Here is a 12,192-nt window from a genome sequence, read left to right as displayed (position 1 = left end):
ATATAATCGTGTTGAAAGGGGCAGTATTGTGAATTTCTGCAAAGCCAGGCACAGTTTGAGCCGGGACGACCGGTTGCGGCGGTCCTATTATGAGGTGCTGAGGGATGAACTGGACCAGTTTGTCATCGGATATTCTCTTGTGGGGTCCTATAATAATTTTTTACGGCTCAGGACCCCGTACCCTTTTGTAGAGCTCAGAGAACTCAAGCCCAGGGCCAGAATTCCGTCGGTGGAATTCGACGCCCAGAATTCATTTCTGATTATATTTTCCGAAGATCATATTGATAAAAAGCATAAAAAATACATCCGTTATTTTGATGCCAATAAAACCACAAAAACCAATCTGCTTCGGCATAAGTATTTTCCGGACGTGGAAAACTACAACCGGAATATGAAATATTTTGAGACCGGAGAATTTTTCGCCCTGCTCCGTTCACTGATGCCGGTGGACTATGCCCTGCTCATCCAGCGCAACCAGCGGACCAAGACCCAATACGGCCTGACCCATTTCCATGTCAGGGTGGACTGGCCCATTGCCGATGCCTCCGAGGCCCTGGCCAAATCCCTCCGCTATATCTCCAAGGATCTCTATGAGAAGGGGGATAAATACGCCGAAAATATGCAGAAAAAGCTTTTTGAGTACTATGGGGTGCCCCTGATGTCCGGCGGCCGGAGAACGGCAGCTATTGTGGCGGCCCAGTATTTCAGGCAGCTTGACGGGATTACCACCATCTATGTCTCCTCCAGCGAATCGAGGAATTTACTGCGGATTGATGAAAACGGGGTGACCAAATCCGTCCTGGTCAAGCTCAGCAGTGACCAGGTGAAACAGCTGGCCGCCACCGCCGATATCACCCAGAGTTCCTTTACCAAAAATTATGTGGTGGCCCGCCAGGGAAAATCCTATGTCTGTATCCTCAATGTGCGGTACGATCACACCAGCCATGCCATGCCCTCGGAAGGCGGGCGGCTCAGGGAGTTGAATTTTGACACCAACTGGCTTACAGTGGCGGAGGAGCATATCCTGCCCAAGCCCTCGGTTATTAGGTATGCGCCCATCCCCTACAAGATGATATATGCTTAAAGCGGTTTGAGCATGGCGGTTTCGTTGCAGTCCGGGAAGGAGACGCAGCCGATGCAATCGGACCATACCTTGAGCGGCAGCCGTGCCTTGTCTATTTCTGAAAATCCGAACCGGTTGAAAAATTCCGGACGGTAGGTGAGGGTGAATAATTCCTTTATGTTGAAGTAAAAGGCCTCCTGGATGCAGCGCTCAGTAAGGGCGCTGCCAATGCCTTTCCCGGTGTGGTCCTGGTCCACGGCAAGGGAGCGGATTTCTGCCAGATGTTCCCAGCAGAACTGCAGGGCGCAGCAGCCCAGGATGCTGCGGTTTTCCGGATCCTCATAGACCCAGAAATCTCTGATATGGTCGTAGAGCTGGCTCAACGGGCGGGCCAGCAGTTCACCCTGTTCGCTGTAAAACTGCAGCAGGCCATGGATGGCATTGACATCGTCCAGTACGGCTTTTCTTATCATGATCCTTCCTTTGTTTTCATTTTTTAGTCTGGGACACCGTCCTTAGCAGTGCCCTGACAACGCCGGTTCCCGGCCCGGGCACACGGATACCGGAATCCGGGCGGATATATACCATGTCCGTACCGTCGGGTATATCAAAATATTGGAAGGGGCGGCCGGCCAGAAAGGCCTCCATATAATCGACCCATATGGGAAGGGCGGCCCTGGCACCGGTTTCATAGGGCCCCAGGGAGGTGGCATCATCGTTGCCCACCCATACCCCGCAGGCCGTATCCGGGCTGAATCCGATAAATAATGCATCTTTGTATTTATCGGTGGTGCCTGTTTTTCCACCGATATCCTTTTTGATATGGGCGGCTTTTCTGCCTGTGCCTTCATAGACCACAGCCCTGAGCATATCTGCGGTCAGGGCTGCGGTGGTCCGGTTTGTCACCGATTCTTTTTTAGGGGTGTGCCGGAATATCTGCTGCCCCTCCCTGTCCAGGATGCGGTCAACGGCGTGGGGCAGGGCCCGGATGCCGCGGTTGGCAAAGCAGGAATAGGCCGATGTCAGTTCTATGAGGCTTACCTCTTCCGTGCCCAGAGCCAGGGAAAGGTAGGGGGACAGCGGGGCGGTAATTCCGGCTTTCCGGGCAAATGATATGACGGTTTCAGGGCCAAGCCGTTCTGCCAGGCGGACAACCGGTGTATTTTTGGACAATGCCAGGGCTTTACGGAATGTGATTTCACCCATAAATGACCTGGAAAAATTGTTGACCTTCCAGGTTTTGCCCCCTGAAAGATCATAGGAGAGGGGGGCGTCGAGAAGGAGATGATTCTGTTCATATCCCTGTTCCAGGGCCGCTGCATACACCAGGGGCTTGAATGCCGAACCGGGCTGGCGCTTGGCCTGTACAGCCCGGTTGAAAGGGCTTGTCCTAAAGTCCCGTCCCCCGACCATGGCCCGAATGGCGCCGGTGTGGACATCCAGGGCGATGAGTGCGGCCTGGGGATCCGGAGAGGGGCGTCCGTTTTTCTTCATTCGTTTTTCAAGCCGGGCCAGATGGCGGCGGACCGAATTTTCTGCAACGGTCTGGAGGCCGAGATTGAGGGTGGTGAAAATGGACAGGCCCCCGGTTGAATACTCCCCCCGGGTCATTTCGGGAATATGCTTTTTCAAAAAGGCGGTGAAATAGGGCGCCGGCTGCATTTTCGGGGCGTGGTCCGGTATGGAAACCGGTTCGGCGCTGGCGGCAGCATGGGCAGGTTCAGAGATGACCCCCCTCTCCAGCATGAGCCTGAGCACCGTGGCCCGCCGGCGTCTGGCAAGATCCGGATTTTTCAAGGGAGAGTATACACTGGGGGCCTTGGGAAGGCCGGCAATGAGGGCGGCCTGTCCAAGGGTCAACCCCTCCACAGACGTGTTGAAATACGTCCTTGCCGCCGCTTCAACCCCGTAGGTACCGGAACCAAGATAAATCTGATTTAAGTAGAGTTCCAGGATTTCCTTCTTGGTATACCGCCGTTCGATCTGGATGGCCAGAATGGCCTCCCGGATTTTACGGACAATGGATTTTTCAGAAGAGAGGAACAGGGTCTTTGCCAGTTGCTGGGTAAGGGTGGAGGCCCCCTGCTTGAAGCTGCCGGCCCGGATGTCATGGATGATGGCCCGGGCAATGGCCTTTAGGTTAACTCCTGCATGACTGAAGAAATTCCGGTCTTCAGTTACAATGAGGGCATCCACCAGTGTCTGGGGGATGGCATCAATGCTGACGGGAAACCGTTTTTCCAGGTAAAAACGTGAAATGATTTTGTTGTCTGCAGAATACACCTGGGTGACCGAAGATGGCTTGAACTGCTTTAACCGGTTGATCTCCGGCAGGTCGTATATGAGTCCGTAGAACCCGCCGGCCATCGCGCCGGTGAGCAGTCCGAAAAAAATCAGGACCCCGGCCAGTTTTCTGGGCGACAGGGGCATCAGGGTTTCAGGAATTCGAGAATCGTTTCTTTAAAGGCCTCATCTGAAAAGGGCTTGTGCAATACCTTGTTTATCCCTGATTTCTTGAGCATGGCATCGTTGACATCCATCCCGCCGTTTTCACTTACAAAGTCGCTCTGGGTCGTGATCATGAGGATCGGCAGGTCCTTGCGGGTGAATTTTTTCCGTATGGCAGCCGTCAGTTCCAGCCCGCTGATATTGGGCATGTTAAGATCTGTGATCACAAGGTCCGCATTGCCGGCCAGGATTTTGGGAATGGCATCCTCGGGCCGGCTGTATGCCTCGGGGGTCAGCCCCAGCGCCGACAGCTTGTTCTGGTAGAGTTTGAGCATCATCTTTGAATCATCCACAACAATGATTCTATTGCCGCGCTCTGCCTTTCCGTTGTCCTTCACCTGTTGGATGACATCCTTGATAAACGTTTTTTGCCCGATGCCGTCCATGTGTTTGAGAAACGCCTTTCGGGTGGCAGGGGCTGCGTTTTCAAGAACATGGGTCTTGGCAATGGATTTAAAGGCGTCTTCCTGAACCAGAAAATTAAAAATATTGCTGGCCTCTGTATCAATAAGTGCGCCAACCGTCCGTTTGGCACCGTCATTGTCTTCCCGGATGATGTTTTTCAACCCGGCCACAAGGGGTTTGGACAGGTTCTTATCAATGGCCCTGGCTGCGCTCATTCTTACGGCTTCCACCGGATCCTGCAGGCCCTGGGCCAGGCAGATGGCAGTTTTGGGGGATGGTATCCTTTCCATGGCCTCGTAGGCGGCCTGCCTGATGTTGGGATCCTTGGGCTGGGTGTTGATGACATCAATGATGGCTGAGATGGCTGCGGTGTCCTTGATGTATCCCAGGGTGGTGATCAGATGGACCATGTAATCGGCTTCAGCGTTCTTAAAGGCACGGGTCAACAGCGGCGTTGCCTTGGAGCCCAGTTTCATCAACTGGTCAATGGCCGTGTCCCTGACGATGGTGATGGGGGAGGCCAGCAGGCCGGTAATTTTCTCAAGGGCATACAGGTCCTGGACTTCGGCCAGTGCCTCCACGGCAAATTTATTGGTCTCCGGGTCATCGCCCAGAAAATTAACCAGGTGGTCTACTGCCTCCCGGCTCTTATTCTCGGCAATGGCAAAAATGGCCGCTTTGCGTACCGGCAGGTCCGGATGGGCGGCCAGGGAGGAAAACAGATCCAGGTCGGTATCCTGGCGGAGAGCGCCTAAAGCATTGACAGCGGTTTCAAGGATATCCGAATCGGTTTCCGTGCGAACAACAGCACCCAGTGCCGGTCCCAGATCAGTCAGAAGAAGGTCGCCGACGGCCCGGATGAATTGTATCCGGGTGGGTTTCTCATTTTCGGTAATATAATCTAAAACCAGATCGGTATTGCCGTAGGCCTTATCCAGAATAAGGTCGTACAGCCCTTCCTGAACTTCAGGATCGGAAATCTCTATTTTGGTGAGGAACTCAAGAAGTGGAAAAACCACCCTGTCCGGCCCTTTGGCAAGTTCGATCAACGCCCGTTTTTGGATCTGCACATTGACGTTGGCATCCGAGGCAAATTGAAGCAGGGCTTTGGCCTTGACCACATCCTCCTCTTTTAGGCAGAAAATAAGTTCGTCTATAAATTCTTTTGCACTGATGGTTCCCATGAAATCGGCCTATTCAATTTTTAAATTGGTAAAAGACTGAGTTTAAATATTTATTGGATGCAAACAGGTCTGTGTCGTTGACCAGGGATTCCGTGGACCCGATGAGCAGGTAACCGTCCGGTTCCAGGACTTTGGCAATGTTTGCATAGATTTTGCGCCGGTCCTCGCTGGTAAAATAAATCATCACATTCCTGCACAGGACAATGTCAAATTTGCCAAGGCCAACAAACGGTTTCATCAGGTTCATTTTTTTAAACTGGGCCATGGCCCGCAGTTCGTCCTTGATTTTATACCGGTCATCGACAGGGTCGAAATATTTATTCAGCCGCATGGGGTCAAGCCCCCGGGCCACTTCAAATTTATTGTAAGTGCCGTAGCTGGCCTGGGCAATGGCGGCATCTGAAATGTCCGTGCCAAAGAGCCTGATATTGTAATCCTTGGGCGTCACTCCCATTTCCAGAAGAGTCATGGCAATGCTGTAGATTTCCTGGCCCGTTGAATTGGCTGCGCTCCACAGCCTGATGGTGGGTTTGCCAATACTTTTGGATGACCGTTTGTCAATGAGATCAGGGAAAATTTTATGCTGAAGCAGCTGAAAAGGGGATTTGTCCCTGAAAAAGTATGTCTCATTGGTGGAAATGGCATCAATAATCTGGTTTTCGATTTCTTTTTTGAAATCCAGCTTGGCCTTTTTCAGCAGCTCCGAATATGAGGTGCAGCCGTATTTACCCAAAATGGGGTTCAGCCGGGTTTCGAGAAGATATTCTTTTCCGACATCCAAGGCTATCCCCGAAATTTCCAGGATATACTGGGCAAATAGTTTGAACTCCCCTGGAGTTACTGTGGTTTTGGTCATCATAGGGTATCGGCTTTAGGGTCTGGTGGTTAAGGGGCCACGGTCCTCACGATTTCCTCCGCGATCCTATCCAATGGGGCGATGACATCTGCCAGCCCGGTTTCAATGGGTTCTTTGGGCATGCCAAAAACGGTGCAGCTTTCTTCATCCTGGGCAATGACAATACTTCCATTCTGTTTCATCTGAGCCAGGCCCTTGGAGCCGTCGGACCCCATGCCGGTCATGATCACACCGGTGGCGCGGCCCACATAATGCTGTGCAATGGAGCGGAACAGATAATCCACCGATGGTTTGCACGAGTTTTCAGGCGGGTCGTCGGTAATTTTTATTTTACGGGTCAGCCCGTCGGCACCGGCAACAATTTTCATCTGCTTCCCGCCGGGGGCAATGAATACTTTTCCTGCCTGGATGATATCTCCTTCTTCAGCTTCTTTTACCTCCAATTTGGATTTATTATTCAGGCTGTTGGCCAAAGAGGCCGTGAACATGGGAGGCATATGCTGGACAATCAGGATGGGCGCTTTAAATCCAGAAGGCAGCATGGGAATCATTTTGGTCAGGGCATTGGGGCCCCCGGTGGAAATACCGATACCGATAATTTCGGACTTGGTGATCACACTCCGGGGAATGGCCGGGGCTTTTACGGCGCCCGCCGGCTTTTTAACGGGGGAAACAGCGGGCCGTGCCGTCGGCTTCGCCGTTCGTGTAAGGGAGATTGGTGCGCCCCTGCGTCGTTTGATGAGATTGACAATGGGCTCAAGGGCGGTTTTCACCTTGAGCAAATTGTCTGCCATTTTCCCCTCTTCGGGTTTGGCTACAAAATCAATCGCCCCCAACTCCAGGGCTTTGATGGTCATTTCACTGCCTTCCTGGGTCAGGGTGGAGAGCATCACGACCATGGGCGGATTGTCCATTTTTTTCAGTTCTTGAAGTACCTCAATGCCGTTGACTTCCGGCATTTCGATATCAAGGGTGATGAGATCCGGTTTCAGGGTCCGGATTTTGGACAATGCGATTTTACCGTTGTTGGCCGTTCCCACCACATCGATGCCCGGGATGGATTTTAGGACGTCCCCCACAATTTTCCGGTAGACAATGGTATCATCCACCACGACGGCTTTAATGGGTTCCATTATTCTTTTAGCACCTCATCAATATCAAGAATTCCAATAAGTTGATTTTCAGTTTTCAGCACACCCTGAAAATATTTGCCTTTCACCCCGCCGATGTTGGAAGGCGCGGGCTCAATGTCGTCTTTCTGGGCCAGCACCACATCTGAGATGGCGTCAACAAGGAGGCCGATGTGTTCATCTTCTGAATTGACGATGATGTTCCGGTTGTCTTTGTCCTGGGTTGCCGGGTCCAGACCCAGTTTTTTGCCCAGGTCAATGATGGTGACGATGCGCCCCCTCAGGTTAAGTATACCCTTAATATAATCTGCGGCCTGGGGAACCTTGGTGATTTCAAAGTGCTTATTGATTTCCTGGATATTGAGTATATTAATCCCGCACAATGCCCCTCCCACGTAAAAAGTGGAAAACTCAAGATCATTTGATGTGCTGTCAATCGCAGTTTGGTCCATTTTCCTCTCCTAAAGCGGATGCCCTTCAGGCATTAAAGATTCAAATATTTTTTGATGATGGTCATCAGTTTTTCACGGTCCAGCTTGATTTCGTATTCATCTATACCTACGGCACGCCCCTTCTCAATATGTGCTTCGCTGGCGAGTGAGGTCAGTGCAATCACCCCGAGGTGGGAGTACTTGGGATCTGACTTCAGCCGTTTGGTCAGTTCAAAACCGTCCATATTGGGCATTTCAAGGTCAGTGACCACAAGGTCGATTTCATCCACCCGTTCCTTGAGCAGCTCCCAGGCGATGAGCCCGTCTTCGGCTTCAATTACCTTGAATCCGTCATCCTCCATAAATTTTTTGACCTGGTTTCTGAAAAATGCAGAATCCTCTGCAAAAAGGATGATTTTTTCCCCCTCTTCAGCCATATCTGCTGCAGCCTTTACATCATCGACAAACCAGTCCGGATTCAGGGCTTTGACCAGTTCGAAAATATCCACCAGCAGGGTGGTGTGTTCATTAATGATCATGGAGCCGCTGACAGCGGTCTGTTTCAGGGTGCTGGTATCAATGTCAAGGCGGACTTCCAGGGCGTCAACAGGCGGAGTGACCATGAGACCCAATTCTTTGTCCTTGACCTTGAATACAATGACTTCCTGCTGTTCTTTTTCCGGGAGGGCCTCGACCTCGGCCACCTGGGAAAGTTCATAGAGCGGCAGGGAGCCGCCCCTGTATTGGACGACTTTGCGGTCTCCGATCTGTTCTATGGCTGAGGTCTGGATCCGCTCGATCCGTTCAACTATGCTCAATGGGGCCGCAAAATGTTCGCTTTCACCGTTTTTAAATGTGAGCAGTGCGACCTTGTCAGCATTGGCAGCGGCCTCCTCTTCAGCAGCCTTGGCCATCTGCCCGGCTTCGGCCACGGTGGAAAGTTCGGCCATCTGGGCCAGGTTGGAAATATCCAGAATCAGGGCAACCTTGCCGTCACCCATGATGGTTGCACCGGCATAGGCCGTGCATTTTTTCAGGTGGCGCCCCACCGGTTTGACAACGATTTCTTCGGAGTCGTGGAGTTGATCCACCACCAGTCCGTACTTGTACGCGCCGGCGGAAACCACGGCGATGTTCATGGCGGATGAGGCGTGGTATCTTCTGTCTTCCCCCGTCCGCTGAACGACCTCTTCTCCGCCATCTTCAGAAGCGGCGTCACCTGTAAGATGGGTTTTAGAGCGCCGGTCGGCAATGTTTTTTCTTCTGTCCGGCCGTTCCGTATCATCGTTGGGATCGGTGTAGGTTCTTTCAATGCCCAGCATTTCAGAGAGGTTCAGCAGGGGCAGAAGCTCTCCCCTGAGCCTGACCACGGCGGCATCACCGACTTTTTCTATTTTTTCCTTTACCTGGCTGGCCGGAATCCTCAGCAGTTCGTTGAGGTTGACCTGGGGCAGGGCGTAGCGTTCATTGCCCACCGATGTGATCTGGCTTGGAATAATGGCCAAGGTCAGAGGAAGCTTGATCTGTATATCCGTGCCCTGGCCGGGGGTGGAATCAAGCTCGATGATCCCCCCTAAAGTTTCGATGTTGGTGACAACCACATCCATGCCCACCCCGCGTCCGGAGACATCGGTGATCTCTTTTGCTGTTGAGAACCCCGGCAGAAAAATCAATTCCATTTTCTGTTTGTCCGACATCTCTGCGATCTGGGCGTCGGTGATCAGTCCTTTGTTCACGGCGGATTTTGCAATCTTTGTTGGATCCAGGCCCCGGCCGTCGTCCGATATGACGATATTGACCTGGCCGGCATCATGGAAGGCTTTGAGGGTAATGTTGCCCGTGGGCTTTTTACCCATCTGCTCCCTTTCCACAGGGGTTTCGATTCCGTGGTCTACGGAGTTTCTGACCAGATGGGTCAGCGGATCGTTAATGGATTCAAGAATGGTTTTATCCAGTTCAACATCCTTGCCTTCTATCTCCAGGTCAATGGATTTGCCCAACTGCTGGGAAAGGTCCCTGACCACCCGGCTGAATTTGTTGAGAATATTAGCGATGGGCTGCATCCGTGTCCTCATGATGGCCTCCTGGAGTTCGGAGGTGATCATGTCGATACGCTGGCTGGAAAGCTCCGTGGCCTTTACATTGGATGAATTGATGCCCTGGAGCAGCTGGTTCCGGCTGAGAACCAGTTCTCCGGCAAGGTTCATCAAGGTGTCCAGAAGTCCCACATTGACCCTCAGGGAAGTCTGGGGTTTGCCACCCAGACTGATGTCCTGGGTTTTGGCCGTTTCGGCGTTCTGCTTGGTTACTTTTTCTGTGACAACATTGGGCTGGATTTCCTTCCGGGCCTGGACCGGTGCCGCGGCTTGAGCGGCAGTTTCTGCCGGCTGAGGCGTCTCGACGGCCACAGGGGCCGGGTCTGCCTGGGCCATTGCTGTCCTGGCCGTTTGGTCTTCAGTGACCACGCCAATCATATCGTCCGTGACCGGATGGATGTAACGGTCCATGAGATCAAAGAGCGTCTCAGCCATGTCTTCTTCTATGATGGATGCAAAAAGAACCTGAAAGGGGATTCTGGCCGGGCTGCCTGCGTCTTCCAGGGTGCCGACGGAATCGAAATCAATCCTGGAATCAACGATGGTTCCTGTTTTCAGAAGGTTATTGAGGACCTCAATGGGATTTTTGTTTTTTCGCTGAATATCGTTGATCAGGTCGTATTCTACCAAAAAGAGATTTTTGCCTTCGGCTTTGTTTTTTTCCAATTCATAGAGGGAGACCTGGCGGAAAGTTCTTCCGTCTGCAAGTGTAATATCCACCATCTCAGATACCATATCCTGCTGTTCCTCTGGCAGGGATGATTTGGTGATGTTTTCCAAGGCACTGACATGGCTTGAAATGTCCACTTCATTGCTGCTTTCTATATTGTTCAGAAGATTCTCAAGTTCGTCAAACCCTTTTAACAACACTGAAATCCTGTTGGAGTCCGGAATCAACTCATTGTTCCGGATAAGGCCCAGTACATTTTCAAGGTGATGGGCAAGGTCTTTAATGGTCGTCAGTCCCATGAAACCGGCCCCGCCTTTTACGGAGTGGGCAGCCCTGAAAACATTGTTTACCAGGTCGAGATCGATGTTTTCCCCACCTTCCTCAATCGTTAAGAGATCGCTTTCAATATCCGCAAGATGATCCAGGGACTCTTCGATGTACATTTGTAGGGTTTCGTCGTCTTCAAACATATTAACTCTCCTGAAAGGTTGTCATAGAGATGGCAAAACTATTCCGATAATCAAATAATCTACAGAAAAGGGAATAGAAAGTCAAACCTAAAGATGCAGGCAAAAACAGTGTCTGGCCTATATTTTTCGGACGATATCCCTGGGTCGAACCGCTTGATTTATGTGTAAAATCGCCCGGGTGTTCGGCTGGGCATTTTCAATGGGGTTTCCGCTTTCATCGGTTAATGATGAAATCTGCGATATCACAGCTGGACCGTCAGGACCAAGGACTTCTATGGTGTCACCTGCGCTGAGCTTATTTCTGATTTCAACAAGGCATTTATTTTCGTCGCGGCAAGAAAGAACTTTTCCGATGAAACTGTGGATTTTTCCTTCATGGACATTGGTGCGGTTAAGGGTCTTTCCAGGTTCGTCATCCGGGTGGCCGAAGTAAAATCCGGTGCAGTAGGCCCGGTGGTATACCTGGTAAAGCTCTGACCGCCATTCCGGGCGGATCTGGTAGCGGCCGGGGTCGGCTGTGTAAGAGTCAATGGCGTTGCGATATGTTTTAACAACCGAGGCCAGGTAGTTGACCCCTTTCATTCGTCCTTCAATTTTGAGTGAGGTGATGCCCGCGTCAACAAGCTGGGGGATGTGCTCAATCATGCACATATCCTTTGAGTTAAAGATATATGATCCTCGGTCATCTTCCATGAGGGGGTGGAATTCGTTGGGCCGTATCTCTTCCACCACAGAGTACTTCCATCTGCAGGGGTGACTGCACAATCCCCGGTTGCTGTCCCGCTTGCTCATCACTGTACTCAGAAGGCACCGGCCGGAATAGGAGACACACATGGCACCGTGGATAAAGGTTTCGGTTTCGATATCGGTGTGCTGAATAATGCCTTTAATTTCTTGGAGGGAAAGCTCCCTGGCCAGGTTAACCCGTTTCACACCCAGGTTCTGCCAGAAGAGGGCTGTATTGTAATTGGTGGTATTGGACTGGGTGCTCAGATGGATGTCAATATGCGGAATGATTTCCCTTGCGGCCATGAGAATGCCAGGATCTGAGATAATGAGGGCATCGGGCCCTATGTTGCCGGCGTTTTCCAGGAAGGATCTGATGCGATCCTGTTCATGGTTTCGGGAATAAATATTGCAGGCCAAGTATACCTTTACCTGTTTGGAATGGGCATATTTGACGGCCTCCACAAGCTCTTCCCCGGTAAAGTTACCGGAAAAATTCCTCAGACTGAAATCTTTTCCGGCCAGGTATACGGCATCTGCACCGTAATGGATTGCTATTTCAAGTTTTTCAAAATTTCCGGCCGGAGCCAGCAGCTCGGGCTTGTATACGGTATCTGCCATGGTATCCCCTTAATCAGGCCTTAATTTTCAAT

Annotated in this window: 9 protein-coding genes; 1 reads left to right on the top strand and 8 read right to left on the bottom strand. The window is 51.5% G+C overall.

Annotated features, from left to right (window positions below; genetic code table 11):
• The first annotated feature begins 28 nt into the window (after window positions 1–28).
• Window positions 29–1,084, top strand: a complete 1,056-nt coding sequence (locus HUN04_08205; protein ID WDP89697.1) for a hypothetical protein — start codon at window positions 29–31, stop codon at window positions 1,082–1,084.
• On the opposite strand, the gene HUN04_08200 is transcribed toward HUN04_08205, so the two are convergent.
• The 8 genes from HUN04_08200 to HUN04_08165 form a co-directional block, all read right to left on the bottom strand.
• Entirely contained in the window at window positions 1,081–1,536 is a 456-nt protein-coding gene (locus HUN04_08200) for an N-acetyltransferase (protein ID WDP89696.1), read from the bottom strand. The two genes, HUN04_08205 and HUN04_08200, sit on opposite strands and share 4 nt — an antisense overlap.
• 16 nt (window positions 1,537–1,552) lie before the next feature.
• Window positions 1,553–3,493, bottom strand: coding sequence for a PBP1A family penicillin-binding protein (locus HUN04_08195; GenBank protein ID WDP89695.1), 1,941 nt, complete (start codon window positions 3,491–3,493; stop codon window positions 1,553–1,555).
• Window positions 3,493–5,160, bottom strand: coding sequence for a response regulator (locus HUN04_08190; GenBank protein WDP89694.1), 1,668 nt, complete (start codon window positions 5,158–5,160; stop codon window positions 3,493–3,495). Before HUN04_08190 ends, HUN04_08195 begins: the two co-directional genes overlap by 1 nt.
• Before the next feature lie 13 nt (window positions 5,161–5,173).
• Window positions 5,174–6,016: a protein-glutamate O-methyltransferase CheR gene (locus tag HUN04_08185; GenBank protein ID WDP93209.1), complete on the bottom strand. Its 843-nt coding sequence runs from the start codon at window positions 6,014–6,016 to the stop codon at window positions 5,174–5,176.
• Between the two features lie 29 nt (window positions 6,017–6,045).
• Window positions 6,046–7,149, bottom strand: coding sequence for a chemotaxis response regulator protein-glutamate methylesterase (locus tag HUN04_08180; GenBank protein ID WDP89693.1), 1,104 nt, complete (start codon window positions 7,147–7,149; stop codon window positions 6,046–6,048).
• Window positions 7,149–7,598 (bottom strand): purine-binding chemotaxis protein CheW, encoded by a 450-nt coding sequence (locus tag HUN04_08175; GenBank protein WDP89692.1) that lies wholly within the window; start codon window positions 7,596–7,598, stop codon window positions 7,149–7,151. Before HUN04_08175 ends, HUN04_08180 begins: the two co-directional genes overlap by 1 nt.
• A gap of 32 nt (window positions 7,599–7,630) precedes the next feature.
• Window positions 7,631–10,813, bottom strand: coding sequence for a chemotaxis protein CheW (locus HUN04_08170; protein WDP89691.1), 3,183 nt, complete (start codon window positions 10,811–10,813; stop codon window positions 7,631–7,633).
• A gap of 117 nt (window positions 10,814–10,930) precedes the next feature.
• Complete coding sequence (locus HUN04_08165; GenBank protein WDP89690.1) at window positions 10,931–12,160, bottom strand: U32 family peptidase; 1,230 nt, start codon at window positions 12,158–12,160, stop codon at window positions 10,931–10,933.
• Window positions 12,161–12,192: the final 32 nt, after the last annotated feature.

The organism is Desulfobacter sp. (assembly GCA_028768525.1).
GTDB lineage: Bacteria > Desulfobacterota > Desulfobacteria > Desulfobacterales > Desulfobacteraceae > Desulfobacter.
The sequence above is the reverse complement of the archived record's forward strand: the minus strand, read 5'-3'. Positions and strand labels throughout refer to the sequence as shown.